The sequence below is a fragment of the Streptomyces sp. NPDC042364 genome, from assembly GCF_056437585.1.
Genome location: NZ_JBWKAJ010000023.1, coordinates 64122 through 83125 on the forward strand (window position 1 = coordinate 64122; position 19004 = coordinate 83125).

At 71.9% G+C, this 19004-nt stretch carries 15 protein-coding genes; 9 read left to right on the forward strand and 6 right to left on the reverse strand.

Annotated features, from left to right (window positions below; genetic code table 11):
* Positions 1–72: 72 nt before the first annotated feature.
* Entirely contained in the window at positions 73–2334 is a 2262-nt protein-coding gene (gene pflB, locus AC067N_RS32590; RefSeq protein WP_478682513.1) for a formate C-acetyltransferase, read from the forward strand.
* Positions 2331–3077, forward strand: coding sequence for a pyruvate formate-lyase-activating protein (gene pflA / locus AC067N_RS32595; RefSeq protein WP_478682514.1), 747 nt, complete (start codon positions 2331–2333; stop codon positions 3075–3077). Before pflB ends, pflA begins: the two co-directional genes overlap by 4 nt.
* A 65-nt stretch (positions 3078–3142) precedes the next feature.
* Here the strand turns inward: pflA and AC067N_RS32600 are convergent, their stop codons facing one another.
* The 3 genes from AC067N_RS32600 to adhP are packed head-to-tail and all read right to left on the reverse strand — an operon-like array spanning position 3143 to position 7620.
* Positions 3143–3844: a CBS domain-containing protein gene (locus AC067N_RS32600; RefSeq protein WP_478682515.1), complete on the reverse strand. Its 702-nt coding sequence runs from the start codon at positions 3842–3844 to the stop codon at positions 3143–3145.
* Positions 3845–3860: 16 nt separating this feature from the next.
* Positions 3861–6554: a pyruvate, phosphate dikinase gene (gene ppdK / locus AC067N_RS32605; RefSeq protein WP_478682516.1), complete on the reverse strand. Its 2694-nt coding sequence runs from the start codon at positions 6552–6554 to the stop codon at positions 3861–3863.
* Positions 6555–6609: 55 nt separating this feature from the next.
* Complete coding sequence (adhP, locus tag AC067N_RS32610) at positions 6610–7620, reverse strand: alcohol dehydrogenase AdhP (protein ID WP_478682517.1); 1011 nt, start codon at positions 7618–7620, stop codon at positions 6610–6612.
* A gap of 236 nt (positions 7621–7856) precedes the next feature.
* Here adhP and AC067N_RS32615 point away from each other — a divergent pair, with 236 nt between their 5' ends.
* The 3 genes from AC067N_RS32615 (at position 7857) to AC067N_RS32625 (ending at position 10609) form a co-directional block, all read left to right on the forward strand.
* Positions 7857–8546, forward strand: coding sequence for a response regulator (locus AC067N_RS32615; RefSeq protein ID WP_478682554.1), 690 nt, complete (start codon positions 7857–7859; stop codon positions 8544–8546).
* A gap of 123 nt (positions 8547–8669) precedes the next feature.
* Positions 8670–9716 carry a type I glyceraldehyde-3-phosphate dehydrogenase gene (gene gap, locus AC067N_RS32620; RefSeq protein ID WP_478682518.1) on the forward strand — a complete coding sequence of 349 codons (1047 nt, stop codon included), beginning with the start codon at positions 8670–8672 and terminating at the stop codon, positions 9714–9716.
* 344 nt (positions 9717–10060) lie between these two features.
* Positions 10061–10609, forward strand: a complete 549-nt coding sequence (locus AC067N_RS32625; protein WP_478682519.1) for a YciI family protein — start codon at positions 10061–10063, stop codon at positions 10607–10609.
* A gap of 47 nt (positions 10610–10656) precedes the next feature.
* Here AC067N_RS32625 and ligA read toward each other — a convergent pair whose 3' ends face one another.
* The gene (ligA, locus tag AC067N_RS32630; protein ID WP_478682520.1) at positions 10657–12750 is read right to left on the reverse strand and encodes an NAD-dependent DNA ligase LigA; all 2094 of its coding nucleotides are present in this window, start codon (positions 12748–12750) and stop codon (positions 10657–10659) included.
* 339 nt (positions 12751–13089) lie between these two features.
* Here ligA and pgm point away from each other — a divergent pair, with 339 nt between their 5' ends.
* Positions 13090–14730, forward strand: a complete 1641-nt coding sequence (gene pgm, locus AC067N_RS32635) for a phosphoglucomutase (alpha-D-glucose-1,6-bisphosphate-dependent) (protein WP_478682521.1) — start codon at positions 13090–13092, stop codon at positions 14728–14730.
* Positions 14731–14923: 193 nt separating this feature from the next.
* Here the strand turns inward: pgm and AC067N_RS32640 are convergent, their stop codons facing one another.
* Both AC067N_RS32640 and AC067N_RS32645 read right to left on the reverse strand, forming a co-directional pair.
* Positions 14924–16126: a PP2C family protein-serine/threonine phosphatase gene (locus tag AC067N_RS32640; protein WP_478682522.1), complete on the reverse strand. Its 1203-nt coding sequence runs from the start codon at positions 16124–16126 to the stop codon at positions 14924–14926.
* 149 nt (positions 16127–16275) lie between these two features.
* Entirely contained in the window at positions 16276–16608 is a 333-nt protein-coding gene (locus AC067N_RS32645; RefSeq protein WP_478682523.1) for a WhiB family transcriptional regulator, read from the reverse strand.
* Positions 16609–16989: 381 nt separating this feature from the next.
* Here AC067N_RS32645 and AC067N_RS32650 point away from each other — a divergent pair, with 381 nt between their 5' ends.
* The 3 genes from AC067N_RS32650 (at position 16990) to AC067N_RS32660 (ending at position 18969) form a co-directional block, all read left to right on the forward strand.
* Positions 16990–17451: an SRPBCC family protein gene (locus tag AC067N_RS32650; RefSeq protein ID WP_478682524.1), complete on the forward strand. Its 462-nt coding sequence runs from the start codon at positions 16990–16992 to the stop codon at positions 17449–17451.
* A gap of 304 nt (positions 17452–17755) precedes the next feature.
* The gene (locus tag AC067N_RS32655) at positions 17756–18331 is read left to right on the forward strand and encodes a hypothetical protein (RefSeq protein WP_478682525.1); all 576 of its coding nucleotides are present in this window, start codon (positions 17756–17758) and stop codon (positions 18329–18331) included.
* The gene (locus AC067N_RS32660; protein ID WP_478682526.1) at positions 18328–18969 is read left to right on the forward strand and encodes a vitamin K epoxide reductase family protein; all 642 of its coding nucleotides are present in this window, start codon (positions 18328–18330) and stop codon (positions 18967–18969) included. Before AC067N_RS32655 ends, AC067N_RS32660 begins: the two co-directional genes overlap by 4 nt.
* The last annotated feature ends 35 nt before the right edge of the window (positions 18970–19004 follow it).

Here is a 19004-nt window from a genome sequence, read left to right on the forward strand (position 1 = left end):
CCCCCCGGGCGTCGCGGGCGACGAGCATCGAAGTGCAGAGATTCTGCGCACGGAGCGAGGGAGAGACCGGCGATGACGGCAACGGTGACAGCTGGACCCGGTGCGACGACCGAGGCATGGCGCGGCTTCGCCGGCACCCACTGGCGCGACCAGGTCGACGTACGTGACTTCATCCAGGCCAACTACACGCCCTACGAGGGCGACGCGGCGTTCCTCACCGGACCGACCGAGCGCACGCTCGCCGTGTGGAACAAGGTCGCACGGCTGTTCCCCGAGGAACGGCGCCTCGGCATCCTCGACGTCGACCCGGGCCTTCCCTCCACCATCACCTCGCACCGGCCGGGCTTCATCGACCGGGACCGGGAGCTGATCGTCGGCCTCCAGACCGACGCCCCGCTGCGTCGGGCCATCATGCCCAACGGCGGCCTGCGGATGGTCGAGAGCGGCCTCAAGGCGTACGGCTACCAGGCCGACCCCTTCGTGAAGCGTGTCTTCGGGACGTACCGCAAGACCCACAACGACGGAGTCTTCGACGCCTACACCCCCGAGATGCGCGCCGCCCGCAAGGCGGGCATCATCACCGGCCTGCCCGACGCCTACGGCCGCGGCCGGATCATCGGCGACTACCGGCGCGTCGCGCTGTACGGCACCGACCGGCTGATCGAGGCCAAGCGCGCCGAGCGGGCCCTGCTGGACGCGCGGCCGTCCACCCCGGACGTCATCCGCGACCGCGAGGAACTGGCCGAGCAGGTGCGGGCGCTGGGTGAGCTCGCGCAGATGGCCGCCTCCTACGGCTGCGACGTCACCCGTCCCGCCGCCACCGCGCACGAGGCGGTCCAGTGGCTGTACCTCGGCTTCCTGGCCGCGGTGAAGGAGCAGAACGGCGCCGCGATGTCGCTGGGCCGCACCTCCACCTTCCTCGACGTCTACCTCCAGCGGGACCTGGAGGCGGGCACGATCGACGAGACCCGCGCCCAGGAGCTGATCGACGACTTCGTGATCAAGCTGCGGATCGTACGGTTCCTGCGCACCCCCGAGTACGACGCCCTGTTCTCCGGCGACCCGACCTGGGTGACGGAATCCATCGGCGGCATCGGTGCCGACGGGCGCCCGCTGGTCACCCGCACGTCGTTCCGCTTCCTGCAGACCCTGTACAACCTCGGCCCGGCCCCCGAGCCCAACCTGACCGTCCTGTGGTCGCCGCGGCTGCCCGAGGGGTTCAAGCGGTTCTGCGCGCAGGTCTCCATCGACACCAGCGCCATCCAGTACGAGTCCGACGACCTGCTGCGCCCGCGCACCGGTGACGACACGGCGATCGCCTGCTGCGTCTCCGCGATGGCGGTGGGCCGGCAGATGCAGTTCTTCGGGGCGCGGGTCAACCTGGCCAAGGCGCTGCTGTACGCGGTCAACGGCGGCCGGGACGAGATGACCGGCGACCAGATCGCACCCGCGATGCCCGCCCTGACCGGCGAGTACCTGGACTACGAGGAACTGTCGGCGGCGTACGACCGCATGCTGGACTGGCTGGCGGCCACCTACGTCAACGCGCTCAACGTCATCCACTACATGCACGACAAGTACGCCTACGAGCGCATCGAGATGGCCCTGCACGACCACCCGGTGCACCGGTTCATGGCGTGCGGCATCGCGGGCCTGTCCGTCGCCGTGGACAGTCTGTCGGCCGTCAAGCACGCCCGGGTGAAGGTCTTCCGGGACGCGACGGGCCTTGCCGTCGACTTCCGCACCGAGGGTGAGTTCCCCGCGTACGGCAACAACGACGACCGTGCCGACCGCATCGCCGTCGAGCTGGTGGAGTCGTTCATGGCGAAGGTGCGGCGCCACCCCACCTACCGGGACGCCGAGCACACCCAGTCGGTGCTGACCATCACCTCGAACGTGGTGTACGGCAAGCACACCGGCAACACCCCCGACGGCCGCCGGGCCGGAGCCCCCTTCGCGCCGGGTGCCAACCCGATGAACGGACGGGACCTGCACGGGGTGGCCGCCTCGGCCCTCTCCGTGGCCAAGCTCCCGTACGAACAGGCCCGGGACGGCATCTCGCTGACGACGACGATCACGCCCGAGGGACTCGGCCACGACCCGGCCGAGCGTCCGGGCCACCTGGTCGGCATCCTCGACGCCTACACGGCCTCCGGCGGCTTCCACATGAACGTCAACGTGCTGGACCGGGCGACGCTGGAGGACGCCATGGAGCACCCGGAGAAGTACCCGGAGCTGACCGTCCGGGTCTCCGGATACGCCGTCAACTTCGTCCGCCTGACCCGCGAGCAGCAGCTCGACGTGATCAGCCGCACCTTCCACGGATCGCTGTGAGCACCACCGCCCGGCCGGTGACGGGCCGCGTCCACTCCTGGGACCTTTCCACGGGAGTGGACGGGCCCGGGACCCGGTTCGTCCTGTTTCTCAGCGGCTGCCCGCTGCGCTGCCTCTACTGCGCCAACCCGGACACCTGGCACATGCGCGACGGCAGGCCGGCCACCGTCGACGAGGTGATGGCCGAGATCGAGAAGTACCGGCCCTTCATCACCACCGCGGGCGGGGGAGTGACACTCACCGGCGGAGAGGCCCTGCTGCAGCCCGCGTTCACGGCCGGCGTCTTCCGCCGCTGCAAGGAACTCGGCCTGCACACCGCACTCGACACCTCCGGCTTCCTCGGCGCCCGGGCCACCGACGACCTGCTCGCCGACACCGACCTCGTCCTGCTGGACATCAAGTCCTTCGACGTCCGCGCCTACCGGACGCTGACGGGCGGGGAGCTCTCCCCGACCCTGAACTTCGCCACCCGCCTCGACCGGCTCGGTGTCCCCGTGTGGATCCGCTACGTCCTCGTGCCCGGCTGGACCGACGACCCGGTGGCCGTCGACGGGCTGGGCGCGTTCCTGGCCGGGCTGGGCAACGTCGACCGGGTGGACGTCCTGCCCTTCCACAAGCTCGGCGCCCACAAGTACGAGGCGCTCGGCATCCCCTTCCCCCTGCGCGACACACCCACCCCGGACGCGGAACTGACGGAGCGGGTTCGCGAACAGTTCCGGGAGCACGGCCTGCGGGCCCTGTGACCATGACGAGCGCGCCGGCCGAGTGGGAACTCGGCCGGCGCGCTCGTCGTGTGTCCCGGCGAGGATCACCGGGCCCGGCGGGCGGCCACGGGGCGCGGTTCGAGGGGACCGGTGTCGTCGACCCGGAACGTCAGCTCGCTCACGACCCCGACCACCCCGTCCACCCGCCATGTCAGCCGGACGGCGACGGGGATGTCACTGCGGCGTTCCACCCTGCCCTCCAGCCTGACCATGCCCTCCCGCACCGATGCGGTGACGGTCCCGGGCGGCAGGCACAGGGCACGGGTCAGGACCTCGTCGGTCACGTCCCGGCGGATCTCCTCGTCGGTGCGCAGGAAGACCCGCAGCAGGTCCCGCCGGGTGGCGATGCCGATCAGCCGGTCCTCCTCGTCGACCACGGGGAGCCGGTCGACGCGGTGCCGTTCCATGACGCGCGCGGCGTCCGCGACGCGCTGTTCGGGGTGCACCGTGACGGCGGGCGACGTCATCAGTTCCCCGGCGGTCACGGCCTCGGCCGTGACCGCCTGCGGGGCGGACCGCCGCGGCGCGGGCCCGCGGAGCCGCCGGGCGTCATGAGCGGCCCCCGCGGCCTGCCGGCGGATCAGATCGGTCTGGGAGATCACTCCCACGACCTTGTCGTCGTTGTCCACCACGGGCAGACCACTGATGCGGTACCGGTCCAGCAGCCGGGCCACCTCCTTGAACGAGGTGTCCCGGCGCGCTTCGACGACCTCGCGGGTCATCACCTCACCGACGATGCGCGTCATGACGCCAACTCCTTTCTCACCGGGTGTCGCCGCTGTCCGTCCCCGACAGCGCGGCCCGCCCGGCCTCGAGGCGGGCGATCGGGACGCGGAAGGGGGAGCAGGAGACGTAGTCGAGGCCGGCGGCGTGGAAGTAGTGCACGGACTCCGGGTCGCCGCCGTGCTCGCCGCAGACGCCGATCTTCAGGTCGGGGCGCACCGCGCGGCCCTCCGCCACGGCGATCTCGACCAGCCGGCCCACGCCCTCGCGGTCGATCGTCTCGAACGGGGACACCTTGAAGATGCCCTTGTCGAGGTAGGCGGAGAAGAACGCCGCCTCGACGTCGTCCCGGGAGAAGCCCCAGGTGGTCTGGGTCAGGTCGTTGGTGCCGAAGGAGAAGAACCGCGCCTCCTCGGCGATCCTGCCCGCGGTGAGCGCGGCCCTCGGCAGCTCGATCATCGTGCCGACCGGGCAGGACACGGGGACGCCCGACCGCTCGGCGACCTCCGCCAGGACCTGCTCGACCTCCTCGCGCACGATCCGCAGTTCCTCGACGGTGTCGACGAGCGGCACCATGATCTCCGCCCGTGGGTCGCCGCCCGCCCGCTTGCGTTCCACCACCGCCTCGGCGATCGCCCGCACCTGCATCGCGACCAGCCCCGGCGCCACCAGGCCCAGGCGTACGCCGCGCAGGCCGAGCATCGGGTTCTCCTCGTGCATGCGGTTCACCGCGTCCAGCAGCTCCGCGTCGTGCGCGCTGGGCGGGGTGCCCGTCGCCTCGGCGGCCGCCAGACGGACGGCGAGTTCCGTGCGGTCGGGCAGGAACTCGTGGAGCGGAGGGTCGAGGAGCCGGATGGTCACGGGCAGCCCGTCCATCGCCTCCAGGATGCCGACGAAGTCCTCCCGTTGCAGCGGCAGCAGCGCGTCCAGTGCCCGTTCGCGTTCGGAGTCCGTGGCGGCGAGGATCATCGCCTCGACCAGTTGCCTGCGGTCGCCGAGGAACATGTGCTCCGTACGGCACAGCCCGATGCCCTCGGCACCGAACCGGCGGGCCCGAGCGGCGTCCTCGGGTGTGTCGGCGTTCGCCCGCACCCCCAGCCGCCGTACGCCGTCGGCCTGTTGCATGGCCCGGGCCACGGCGGCCACCAGCCCCGTGGCCTCCCCGTCCCGCCCGTCGCTCTCGAAGTACCGCATCACCGCGGAGTCGACCAGCGGAGCCGCTCCCGGGTACACGGCGCCCACGGTGCCGTCGACGGAGATGACGGTGCCCTCCTCGACGGTGGTGCCGCCCACGGTGAAGCGGCGCTCCCGCGGGTCCACCGTGATCTCCTCGGCGCCGCAGACACAGACCTTGCCCATGCCGCGCGCGACCACGGCCGCGTGGCTGGTCTTGCCGCCGCGGCTGGTCAGCACGGCCTGGGCGGCGACCATGCCGGGCAGGTCGTCGGGGGTCGTCTCCTGCCGTACGAGGACGACCTTCTCCCCGGCGGCGGCGCGCCGCACCGCCTCGGCGGAGTCGAAGACGGCCGCGCCCACGGCGGCGCCCGGCGAGGCCGGGATGCCGTGGGCGAGAGCCTCGCCGACGGCCGAGGTGTCGAAGCGGGGGAACATCAGCCGTGCCAGGCCCTCCCCGCTGACCCGCGCCAGTGCCTCGTCCTCGCTGATCAGACCCTCCTCGACCAGCTGACCCGCGATGGCGAAGGCCGCCTCCGCGGTCCGCTTGCCGACCCGGGTCTGGAGCATCCACAGCCTGCCGCGCTCGATGGTGAACTCGATGTCGCACAGGTCCCGGTAGTGGGTCTCCAGGGTGCGCATGAGATCGGTCAGCCGGGCGAACGCCTCGGGGTCGATGCGGCCCAGCTCGTCGAGCGGGACGGTGTTGCGGATGCCGGCGACGACGTCCTCGCCCTGCGCGTTGGGCAGGTAGTCGCCGTACAGGCCGGGCCGGCCGGTGGCCGGGTCACGGGTGAAGGCGACACCGCTGCCGGAATCGGCCCCGAGGTTGCCGAAGACCATGGTCTGCACGTTGACGGCCGTGCCCAGGTCGTCGGGGATGTGCTCGCGGCGGCGGTAGATCCGGGCGCGCTCGCCGTTCCAGGACTCGAAGACCGCGAGGACCGCCCGGCGCAGCTGCTCGGCGGGCGACTGCGGGAAGTACTCCCCGGTCCGCTCGCGGATCAGCTCCTTGTACGCCTCGACCAGCTCGGCCAGGTCGGCGGCGTCCAGCCCCAGATCGTCGGCGACGCCGCGGCTCTCCTTGAGCCGGGTCATGAGCTCCTCGAACAGTGCCCCGTCGACGCCCATGACCGTGCTTCCGAACATCTGTACGAGGCGGCGGTAGGAGTCCCAGGCGAAACGCTCGTTCCCCGACACCTTGGCCAGGCCCAGCACGGACTCGTCGTTCAGACCGACGTCGAGGATCGTCTCCATCATGCCGGGCATGGAGAAACGGGCCCCGGAGCGGACGGACAGCAGCAGGGGGTCGGCGGGCTCGCCCAGCCGGCGCCCCGCCGCCCGTTCCAGGGCGGTCAGGTGCTCGGAGATCTCGCGGGCCAGACCGTCCGGCTCGGAGCCGGTGGCCAGGAAGGCCCGGCAGGCCTCGGTGGTGACGGTGAAGCCGGGCGGCACGGGCAGGCCCATCCGGGTCATCTCGGCCAGGTTGGCGCCCTTGCCGCCGAGGAGGCCGGCCATGTCCCGGCCGCCCTCGGCGAACTCGTACACGTAACGGACCATGGTGCGGTGCTCCTTTGTCCGGCTTCCGGTGAGGGTGTGCATCGATGCGGCGGGGTCACATCTCGAAGACGATGCGCGCCTTGACCCGACCGTCGAGTACCTCGGCGATCGAGTCGTTGACCGTCTCCAGCGAACGGGTCTCGTAGATCACCTTCGTGCGTCCGGCGGCGTGGAGCCGGAACACCTCGTCCAGGTCCTGGCGGGTACCCACGATCGAACCGATCACGGACGTGCCGTTGAGGACGGTGTCGAAGATCGGCACCCGGATGGTGCCGCCGGCGGGCAGGGCGACCATGACGAGCTTGCCGCCGCGCCGCAGACCGCCGTACACCGAGGCGAAGGCCTCCTCGTTGACGGCCAGCGCGATCGCCGCGTGGGCGCCCCCGTGCTCCTTGAGCACCTCGGCCGGGTCCTCCTTGCGGGCGTCGATCACGATGTCGGCCCCCAGCTCACGGGCGAGGTCGAGCTTGTCGTCGGTGACGTCGATCGCGGCGACGGTCGCTCCGGCGATCTTCGCGTACTGCACGGCGAGGTGACCGAGACCGCCGATCCCGGAGACCGCCACCAGCTGGGTGGGACGTACGTCGGCGACCTTGAGCGCCTTGTACGTGGTGACACCGGCGCAGGTCAGCGGCGCCGCGTCACGCGGATCGATGCCTTCGGGCACGGGCGCGGCGAAGTCCGCCGAGGCGAGCATCTTCTCCGCGTAGCCGCCGTCCACGCCGTAGCCGGTGTTCCGCTGCTGCTCGCACAGCGTCTCCCAGCCGGACAGGCAGTGCTCGCACCGCCCGCAGGCCCAGCCCAGCCAGGGCACGGCCACCCGCTGCCCGACCTCCAGGTGGGTCACCCCGTCGCCGAGCGCCTCGACGATCCCGACGCCCTCGTGGCCGGGTACGAACGGAAGGGTCGGCTTGACCGGCCAGTCGCCGTGCGCGGCGTGGATGTCGGTGTGGCACAGACCGGACGCCTCGACACGGATACGGACCTGGCCGGGGCCGGGCTCCGGGTCGGGCCGCTCCTCGATCACCAGGGGCCGGCCGAACGTCTTGACCACTGCTGCCTTCATGGAATGCTCCTGAGCTCTGTCGACGCTTTGCCGTTCCATGGTCGGCCAGGCCGGAACACGGCGGCAGGTGCTGGACGTCCTTGTGAGTGGGGCCGACCGGCCCCGGCGGACGGGGTAGGGTCCACAGACCCTGGCCCTTCGGCCCGAGATCACGGAGGATCTGCGGTAGACAGTGGCCGGTCGACCCATGAGGGGAGTCCGGCGTGGAATCGACGCAGAGCAACGAGGAGCATTTGATGGCGGACGGCGAGCGGCCCGGACCCGACAACCCGATCCGGGTCTTCCTGCTGGACGACCACGAGGTGGTACGGCGCGGAGTGCACGACCTGCTGAACGACGAACCGGACATCACCGTGGTCGGTGAGGCCGCCAGCGCCGAGCAGGCCCTGATCCGGGTGCCCGCCCTGCGCCCCCAGGTGGCGGTGCTGGACGTGCGTCTGCCGGACGGGGACGGAGTGACCGTCTGCCGCGAACTGCGCTCGAACATGCCGGAACTGGCCTGTCTGATGCTGACCTCGTTCGACGACGAGGAAGCCCTGCTGGACTCGATCATGGCGGGCGCGTCCGGGTATGTCCTGAAGCAGATCCAGGGCTCCGACCTGGTGTCCGCCGTGCGCACGGTGGCCGCCGGCCAGTCCCTGCTCGACCCCAGCGCCACCGCCCGGCTGATGGCGCGGGTGCGGCAGGGACAGGAGCCGGAGCCCGAGCCCGACGCCCTGCCGGGCCTGACCGAACGGGAGCGGGAGATCCTGGCCCTGATCGGTGAGGGGCTGACCAACCGCCAGATCGGTCAGCGGCTCTACCTCGCCGAGAAGACGGTCAAGAACCACATCTCCCGGCTGCTCGCGAAGCTCGGTGTGGAGCGGCGGGTCCAGGCCGCCGTCATCGCGACCCAGGCCCAGGACCGGCTCAAGCAGGACGGCTGACGTCCGGGCGAGCCGCGGGCCGAAGGTCCCCCGGCTCGCCCCCGTCCGGCCCAAGCCCCGTCGCGCGCCGGGCCGCCAGGCTGGCGGCTGACAGATGAGGCACCTATCGGGAGGACGACGGACATGAGCGTGCGCGTCGGCATCAACGGCTTCGGCCGCATCGGACGCAACTACCTGCGCTGCGTGCTGGAACGCGCGGAGAACGGCACCGGCACGCCGGTCGAGGTCGTGGCCGTCAACGACGTCACCTCGCCGGCCGCGCTGGCCCATCTGCTGGCGTACGACTCGACGTACGGCCGCCTCGGCCGGCCGGTCGAGCACGACGACGACTCGATCACCGTGGACGGGCACCGCATCGCCGTCACCGCCGAGCGCGACCCGGCGGCCCTGGGCTGGGGCGACCTCGGAGTGGACGTGGTCATCGAGTCGACCGGCCGCTTCCGCACCCGCGAGCAGGCCGGCCGGCATCTGGCGGCCGGGGCGCGCAAGGTGCTGCTGTCCGTGCCGGGCAAGGACGTCGACGCCACCGTGGTCATGGGCGTCAACGAGGGGACCTACGACCCCGAGCGGCACGACGTGGTCTCCAACGCGTCCTGCACCACCAACTGCGTCGCCCCCATGGTGAAGGTCCTCGACGAGCACTTCGGGATCGTCAAGGGCCTGATGACCACCATCCACGGCTACACCAACGACCAGGTCGTCCTCGACGGCCCCCACAAGGACCTCCGCCGTGGCCGCAGCGCCGCCGTCAACATCATCCCCACCTCGACCGGCGCGGCCCGCGCGGTCGGCCTCGTGCTGCCGGAGCTGGCCGGCACCCTCGACGGCATCGCCGTACGCGTCCCCGTCGAGGACGGCTCCCTCACCGACCTGAGCCTGGTCCTCGACCGGCCGGTGACCGCGGAGGAGGTCAACGCCGCCTTCCGGGAGGCCGCCGACGGCCCGCTGAAGGGCGTTCTCCGGCTGTCCGAGGCACCGATCGTGTCCCGTGACATCGTGGGCGACCCGGCCTCGTGCGTCCTGGACGCCCCGCTGACGCAGGCGCACGGCGACCTGGTCAAGGTCTTCGGCTGGTACGACAACGAATGGGGCTACACCAACCGCCTCCTCGACCTCACCGAGTACGTCGCCGACCGGCTGCCCCCGCGGAACCCGGGCGGGCAGTTCTGAGAGCTCCGAACAAAAGTGGAGTCCGATCGGCTCGCGGCGTCTGGTGCGTGCGATCGCAAGGCGCCGGAAGCTCCTTGTAGCGGGGCTACCAGGGGCTTTCGGCAACGCGGCGTGCGTGCGTTGCCAGGCGTCGCGAGCCGGGCTCCACTTCTGTTCGGAGCTCTGAAGGGCGGGGCCACCGTGCGGTCCGGCCCTGCGGGCTGTCCCGGCCCGGTTCCGGCCACAAGTCCGTGCCGACCGGCGTGAACCCGAAGGGGTACTCCACACACCTCCGGCCCGCGACGCACCGGGCCGCGAGGAAAGTCGGTTGAGCCGGCGCCGGATGTCGGGCAGGGTCTGTGCCCATGGAGTTCCTCTGCTACCACCGTGACCGGCCCGGCTCCCTCCCCCTGCGCGAGGAACTGGTGGAGGCGCACTGGTCCTACATGGACCGGTACGCGGAGGAGCTGATCGCCCGCGGCCCGACCTTCGCCGAGGACGGCGAAACGCCCACCGGCAGCGTCCACATCGTCGACCTGCCGGACCCGGCCGCCGCCCGCGCGTTCGCCTTCGAGGAACCCAACTACCAGGCGGGCGCCTACCGGGACGTCCTGCTGCGCCGGTGGCGCAACCTGCTGGGGCGCACCATGTGGGACTTCCCCGGCGGCCGGACCGGCGGCAACCGATACCTGGTGCTCGGCCTCGGCTCGGGCCGGCCCGCCGACCTCACCGTGCCACCCGACCGCGACGCGCTGATCGCATACGGTCCGCTGCTGTCCGACGACGGCGCGACCTGGCTGGGCACGGCCGTGCTGCTCACGGCCCCGGACCCGGACGCCGCACGCGCCGTCCTGACCGCGGACCGGTACGCCGACATCGAGGTCCACGACTGGGAGTTCGGCGGCCGCCGCTGAACCTCGTCCAGGGCGGCGGGTGTGAGCCGGCGAACACTTCTGAAGGACTAGTCGAAGGAGAGGTAGTCGGCGACCAGGGCGGCGAATTCGTCCGGGGTGGCCAGGCGGATACCGAGATCCTCGGCCTTGGCTCGCTTGGACCCCGCGCCGTCTCCGGCGACGACGAGGGTGGTCTTCTTGGAGACGCCGGAGGACGAGCGGCCGCCGGCTTGTTCGATGAGTTCGTTCATCTGGTTGCGGCTGAGCTTCTCCAGGGGGCCGGTCATCGCGCCGGTGACGACCACGGTCATCCCGGCCAGCGGTCCGCCCGCACGCTCGGCGTTCTCGTCGCGTTCGCCGGTGCTGCCGTCGGACGAGGCGGGTGGTGTGGCGCCGGGTTCCGTCATGTTGACCCCGGCGGCGGCGAGTTTGTCGATGAGCGGGGCGAGTTCGGCGAGTTCGGCGACGATCGAAGGGGCCTTCTCGGTGCCGATGCCCTTGACCTGCTGCATCGATTCGCCGTCCGCCGCGCGGATGTTGTCCATGGTGGCGAAGTGCCGGGCGATACGGCGGGACATGGAGCGGCCGGTGCCGCGGATGCCGAGCGCGCACAGTACCCGCGACAGGGGCTGGCCCTTTGCCGCGGCGATGGCGGCGAGGAGGTTGTCGGTGCTGGTCGCGCCCATGCGCTCCAGGCCCATCAGCTGCTCGCGGGTCAGGGTGAACAGGTCCGCGAGATCGGCGACGAGGCCGGCGTCGACGAGCTGGACGACACGGGTGTGGCCGAGGCCCTCGATGTCGAGCTGGTCGCGGCCGGCCGCGTAGGACAGCGCGGCCACCAGGTGGCAGTTGCGACCGTTCTCACAGCGCCAGCGCTGCTCGCTGGTGTCGATGCCCGCCCCACAGCGCGGACACGCCTGGGGGAAGGGGATGGGCTGTTCGTCGCCGGTGCGCAGGTGGGCGACGGGGGCTTCGACGCGGGGGATGACGTCGCCGGCCCGATGCACCATGACGTGGTCGCCCAGACGCAGGTCACGGCGGGTGATGTCGGCCGGGTTGTGGAGGGTGGCGTACGTGATGGTGGCGCCGTCGATCTCGACCGGTTCCAGGACGGCACGCGGGGCGACGATGCCGGTACGGCCCACGTTCCACTCCACCTCCAGCAGCCGGGTGATCTTCTCGACGGCCGGCAGCTTGTAGGCGATCGCCCACCGCGGAGCCCGCGAACCCGATCCTGCGGTCTGCTGGTCGGCGGCCAGGTCGGCCTTGATGACGATCCCGTCGATCCCGAACGGTAGCTCGGCCCGCAGGGCGGCGATCTCCTGTACGCGAGCCAGCACCCGCTCGACGGTGTCGGCGGTGATGCCGGGTACCGCGGTGGTGGCGGTGGTGTTGATCCCGTACTCGGCGGCCTGAACCATGAGGTCGCTGTGCGCGACGTCGCCCAGCCGCGCGGCGAGGGCCGTCTCGGTGTCGGGCAGGGGCAGCAGGCCGTACCCGAAGAACGTCATCGGCACCGTGTAGGAGCGCTCCTTGGCGCGCAGGGTGCCCGCCGCGGCGCCGCGCGGATTGGCGAACGGCTGCCCGCCGTGCGCGGTGCGCACCTCGTTGGCGTGCTCGAACTGAGCGGTCGTCATCAGGACTTCGCCGCGGACCTCCACGGTGACCGGCTCGGCGAGTCGGTCCGGCAGGCCCTCTATGGTGCCGATCGCGTGCGAGACGTCCTCCCCGGCCGTTCCGTCCCCGCGTGTGATCAGCTGTCTGAGGCGACCGCCGGCGTAACGGGCGGCGACCGCGAGCCCGTCCAGCTTCGGCTCGACGCTGTACCGCTCGACCTCGTGGCCGATGCGCCGGGCCAGGGACGCGGTCCAGGCGGTGAACTCCTCCGGCGAGAACACGTTGTCCAGGCTCAGCATCGCCACCGTGTGCGGGACGTCGCCCTCCACGGCGCCGCCGGCGACCTTCCCCGTCGGAGAGTCGGGCAGCACCTGATCAGGATGGTCGGCCTCCCACGCGGCAATGCCTCGTACCAGCCGGTCGTAGGCGTCATCGTCCAATGCCGACGTCCCACCCCCGTAGTAGGCGGCCGACGCCTTCACCGCGTCCTCGACCGCCTGCGCGTAAGCGGCGGCATCCATGATCACAGCTGCTGGTGTTGTCATGCCCGTCATCCTGCCTGCCACCACTGACATCGCCCCCGACGCAGCGGACGGAGCACGAACGCGCGACGACGCCCCGACCCGGACGGACGTCCAACCCGCCACACCGGCATGAGGCAGGAGGGACTCCCGGCGCGAAGTCGGCGCCCAGGGCGTCCGACATCACGGCGGCGGGCGGCCGGTGGTGCTCCTGCGTCACGTCGGTGTCCCGTCGTTCGCCGACCCGAGTCGTCGCCCCCACGGGACGTGTGCCACAACGGCCGCCCGGTGCGCGTCCCCGCGGGCCGGGCGGGGGAGAATGAGGGCCGTATGCAACGGACGACCCTTGCAGAGGAGCGGGAAATGCAGGACGCGCGAGCGGGGCAGGTCGCCGGACCCGAGGACCTCGTCGATGTGGCCCGCCTGGTCACGGCGTACTACGCGCTGCACCCCGACCCGGCGGAGCCAGGGCAGCGGGTGGCGTTCGGCACCTCGGGACACCGTGGCTCGTCCCTCGCGGCGGCGTTCAACGAGGACCACATCGCGGCCACCAGTCAGGCCATCTGCGAGTACCGCGCCGCCCAGGGAACCGACGGCCCCCTGTTCCTCGGCGCCGACACCCACGCCCTGTCCGAGCCCGCGCGGATCACGGCCTTGGAGGTGTTCGCCGCCAACGACGTGACCGTCCTCATCGACCAGGCCGACGGCTACACGCCCACCCCCGCCGTCTCGCACGCCATCCTCACCCACAACCGCGGCCGCTCCTCGGCCCTCGCCGACGGCGTGGTGGTCACCCCCTCGCACAACCCGCCCGCCGACGGCGGCTTCAAGTACAACCCGCCGAGCGGCGGTCCGGCCGGTTCGGAGGCGACCTCCTGGATCCAGGACCGCGCCAACGAGATCATCACCGGCGGTCTGAAGGACGTACGGCGCATCCCGTACACGCGCGCCCTCGCCGCCCCCGGCACCGGCCGCCACGACTTCCTCGGCACCTATGTGGCCGACCTGCCGAACGTGCTGGACCTGGAGGCGATCCGCTCCGCCGGCGTACGCATCGGCGCCGACCCGCTCGGCGGCGCCTCCGTCGCCTACTGGGGCCGGATCGCCGAACAGCACGGGATCGACCTGACGGTGGTGAACCCGCTCACCGACCCCACCTGGCGCTTCATGACGCTGGACTGGGACGGCAAGATCCGTATGGACTGCTCCTCGCCGCACGCCATGGCCTCGCTCATCGAGCGGCGCGACCGGTTCGACATCGCCACCGGCAACGACGCCGACGCCGACCGGCACGGCATCGTCACGCCGGACGGGGGCCTGATGAACCCCAACCACTATCTGGCCGTGGCGATCTCGTACCTCTTCTCGCACCGGCAGCAGTGGCCCGCCGGGGCCGGGATCGGCAAGACCCTCGTGTCGTCCAGCATGATCGACCGGGTCGCGGCGGACGTCGGCCGGGACCTGGTCGAGGTCCCGGTCGGCTTCAAGTGGTTCGTGGACGGACTGTCCGACGGCACGCTCGGCTTCGGCGGCGAGGAGTCGGCCGGCGCGTCCTTCCTGCGCCGCGACGGCTCGGTGTGGACCACCGACAAGGACGGCATCATCCTCGCCCTGCTCGCCTCCGAGATCACGGCCGTCACGGGCAGGACCCCGTCGCAGCACTACGCCGGGCTCACCGAGCGCTTCGGCGCACCCGCCTACGCGCGGGTCGACGCCCCGGCCTCCCGCGAGGAGAAGGCGCTGCTCGCCAAGCTGTCGCCGCGCCAGGTCACCGCCGACACCCTCGCGGGCGAACCGGTCACCACGGTGCTCACCGAGGCCCCGGGCAACGGCGCCGCCCTCGGCGGGATCAAGGTCGCCACCGCCAACGCCTGGTTCGCGGCCCGCCCTTCCGGCACCGAGGACGTCTACAAGATCTACGCGGAGTCCTTCCTCGGCCCGGACCATCTGCGCCGGATCCAGGAGGAGGCCAGGTCCGTGGTGCTCGCGGCCCTGAACGCCTGACGAGCGCGGGAGCGGTGCCGAGCCCGCGCCGCCGGCGGCGCGGGCTCGGCACGCGGCGCGCCCCGGCCCCGGGAGCCGCGAACGGCCGGACGGCTGCGCGGGCACCCGCTGCCGCCCCGGGCGCGGCGACGGGCCGCGGGGGAGGGAGCGGCGAGTGGCGGGACTCCGGGAGGAGACACGGACGGTTTCACGTTCACGGCGACGCGCTGCCGTGCCATTCGCAGCACAGGACCGTGGCGTCGTCGGCCAGGACACCGTCGTGGTAGTCGAGGACCGCGTGGACCAGCCGGCGCAGTGTCTCGGGCAGCGGGACCCCGTCGGCGTGGTGGCGGACGACGAAGTCGACGAAGCGGTTGCGGCCGAACTCCTGCCCGGTGGCGTCCCGCGTCTCGGTGATGCCGTCGGTGTGGAACAGCAGCCGGTCGCCCGGTTCCAGCTGCTCCCGGCAGATGGTGGTGGCCAGGCCGAGGTCGGTCCCCAGAGGGTGGGTGGGGGAGCAGGCCAGGGTGGTGACCCAGCGGCCGCCCCGGATCAGGACGGGCAGCGGGTGCCCGTAGTCGACCCAGCTCAGGTATCCGGTCGTCAGGTCGAGGTCGGCGAGGATGCCGGTGGCGTAGCGGCTGTGATGGAACTGCTCGAGCAGAGCCGCCTCGATGGAGGCGCCCGCCTCCGGGAGTCCGGCACCCCGGCGGCGGTTGCTGCGGCAGGTGGCGATGGCCAGGTTCGCGGTCAGCCCCGCGGCGGTGTCGTGACCCATGGCGTCGAAGATGGCCAGATGGGCGACGTCCGCGGCCAGGGCGTAGTCGAAGGCGTCGCCGGCCGTCTCGTACGCCGGCTCCATCGCGGCCGCGATGGTCACCCTGCCGTCGGAGAACGTCTGCGGCGGCATCAGCGTCCACTGCATCTCGGCGGAGGGGCTCATCCGCCGGGTGCGGGTGAGGCGGGCGTAGGAGTCGCTGTAGCTGCGCTTGGACACCAGCATCAGTCCCAGGAGGGACGCGAGGTCCTGCATCGCCTCCCGGTCCGGGTCGGCGGTGGTGACGTCGACGCGCAGGACCCCGAGGCGTTCGGTGCCGTCCACCACCGGGATCCAGTGCCGTCCCCGGCCGTCGGTCACCGCACCGCCCAGACCTTTCTGGAAGGCCCGGCCCGCCAGAGTGGCGTCGACGCGGAGCTCTTCGCCGCCTTCTCCCGCGTCGACGCCCCGGCCGGTCACCTCGCGCAGCACGTCCTGCTGCAGATCGGCCAGGAAGATACTGGTCCGGCCCAGGCCCGCGCGCTCCGCGTGCGTGGCGACCAGGGCGGGCATCTCCTCGAACGTCGTCAGATGGCTGGCCCGGGTCAGGGTGACCAGAATGCGGGCAGGATCTTCGTCCACCGTCACACCAAGCCCCATCGGAGAGGGGGACTGCTCGGTCCGCCGGTCGACCTCGTTGGGCGATGGCCGGAAACCGCTGGCGGCTGACGAAGACGAGAAGCCCGAACGGCTGTTGCCGCCAGCCTACGACAGTGCCCCGCCACGGCGCGTCCAGGGCGCCTGCGGCCTCACGCCGGGCCGGGGGCGGCGTCCAGTGGTGATTCCCCCGTGCGTGCGCCGCGCAGCAGGCCGCGCCGTTCCTCCTCGCACGTACCGCCCCAGACTCCCTGCGCGCCGGTCGCCTGAAGCGCCCACGACAGACACGGGCGGATCACCGGGCAGCGTCGGCAGACCGCCTTCGCCCGCGCCTGCTGGTCCCGCAAGGCGGCCCCGGTGACGGCGACGGGGAAGAAGAGATCGGGGTCCTCGTGGGCGCACGCCGCGTCCCGCCACCAGTCCATGGCTGCCGCCTTCCCGTCCGCGCAAGCGACCAGCGGATCGGCCACGCCTCCGGCGGCCACCGCCGCCGGCTCCCCGGTGCCCGCTGGATTCCTGCCAGCCAGTGCGCTCTCCCACCGGGGGTGGCCCGACCCGTCGCGAAGCAGACAAACCGCGCGGCCCCATTTTCACGCCAAACGCGCCCCACGCAACCGCACGGACGTGACCTTTCGCCGATCACCCACGCCCACGCCCACGTCCGCGCCGCCGCGCCTGGCCGGCCGCCATGCCTCGCCGGCCTGCCAGACGCGGCGTCCCGGTTCGCGATCCACGGCGGGATGGACACCAACGGCACCGCGGCGGTCGTAAGCGAGTGATCCTTGGGTACCCGGCCCACGTGCAGAGGCCGCGGCGGTGCCGTGAAGGACCGGCCGTGGCGAATCCGGCATCGAGGGAGGTCTCAGATGAGCACGGTCAAGGAAGCGGTGGAAGTCGAGGTCCCCGTACACACCGCTTACAACCAGTGGACCCAGTTCGAGGAGTTCCCGCGGTTCATGGAAGGGGTCGAGGAGGTCAGGCAGCTCGACGACCGCCACAACCACTGGACGACCAAGATCGGCGGGATGAAGCGCGAGTTCGACACCGAGATCGTCGACCAGCTCCCGGACGAGCGGATCACATGGCGCTCCGTCTCGGGTGACACCAGGCAGCGGGGCACCGTCCACTTCGAGCGCCTGGACGACACGCACACCCGGGTGGAACTCGTCATGGACATCGAGCCCAGCGGTGCCGCCGAGAAGGCCGGCGACATGCTGGGCATGATCGACCGGCGCGTGAAGGGCGACATGCGGCGTTTCAAGGAGTACATGGAGAAGCGTGGCGGCGAGTCCGGAGCCTGGCGTGGCCGCATCAGGCCCGGAGAGTGACCGGATCCATTTCCTGAGACGCGTCCTCGTCGGCGCCGGCCCCGACGCGGTGGCCGGCGCCGACGCGCGCGAACGTCCCAGGACCAGCCCGGCGGACGAGACCGCCCCGTGCGCCGGCCGACGAGACCGCCCCGTGTGGCCCGCCCCGACCCCGCATCCATCCTGACCAGGGCGGAATCGCCCTGCCTCTGGGTCCGTTCGGCCCTACCCCCGCACGACCGCCCCGGGCTTCACTGCATCCCATCGGTTGCTGAGGCGGAAGGACGCACATGTCCGGCAAGAGGACGGCTCGGGAGGTCGAGCGGTGATCGTCGCGGTGGGGCACGCGGACCTGACCGCGCCCGCGCTGGAGTTGGTGCAGACCGCACTACGGGACCATCTGGACCGGCTGGGCGAAGGTGCCGCCGGTCTGGTGCGCGCCGGTGCGGGAGTGCCCGTGGTGTTCGGGCGGGCGGTCCGCGCGGCGGGACGGAGGCTGGTGGTGACGCTGCCGACGCAGCGAGCGGTGCCCGCCGTGCTGCCCGAGCCCGACCGGTCGGGAGCCGCGGAACTGCTGACGCTCGCCGAGGAGGTCCGGCTGCTGGGCTTCGACCCCGCGGACCGGGACGCCTGTGTGAGCGCCGACGAACGCCTCGTCGCGGCCTGCCGCAAGGTCTACGCGGTCTGGGACGGCTCACCGTCCGACGGCACGGACGCCACCGCCCATCTCGTGGCGTACGCCCGGTCCCGCGGCATCCCCGTCGAGGTCGTCTGGCCGGCCGGCGCCGCTCGCCGGGCAAGAGGCGCCGGCGCCCGCACCGCGTCGCTGGACGGAACGGCCACCCATACGGCGGCAGCGCGCCGCCCGGGTGCCTGCGCGGTGAAGGGCGGTGCGAGGTGAGCACGACGAGTCTCACACCCGGCCAGGGCGCCCGGCGAGACGGCGACGCCTCCCGCACGGGTGCACGGCCCGCCTTCGCCTGGCTTCTCGTGGTCACGGGGGCGCTCGGGCTCCTCGGCTCCTTCGTCATCACCATCGACAAGTTCCGGCTCCTGGAGAACGCGTCGTATGTGCCCCCGTGCAGTCTGAGCCCCGTCGTGTCCTGCACCAGTGTGATGCGCAGCGAGCAGGCGGCCCTGTTCGGCTTCCCCAACCCGGTGATCGGCCTGATCGCCTTCGGGGCCGTGACCGGCATCGGGTTCGGCCTGCTGGCGGGGGCCCGCTACCGGCGCTGGTACTGGCTGGGCCTCAACCTCGGCACTCTCGGCGGCGTGGTCTTCAGCATGTGGCTCATGACCCAGGCGCTGTACGACATCGGTGCGCTCTGCCTGTGGTGCATGCTCGTGTGGGCCGCCACCATCGCCATGTTCTGGTACACGACCGTGCACAACCTCCGCCACGGCATCATCCGGGCACCTCGCCAACTGGTCGCCGCGGCATGGGAGTTCCACTGGGTGGTGCCCGTGACCTGGTACGCCCTGATCGGGATGCTCATCGCGACCCGGTTCTGGACCTACTGGCAGGCACTGATCCTCTGACCGGCCCGGCGGCCCGGCGGCCCGGCGGCCCGGCG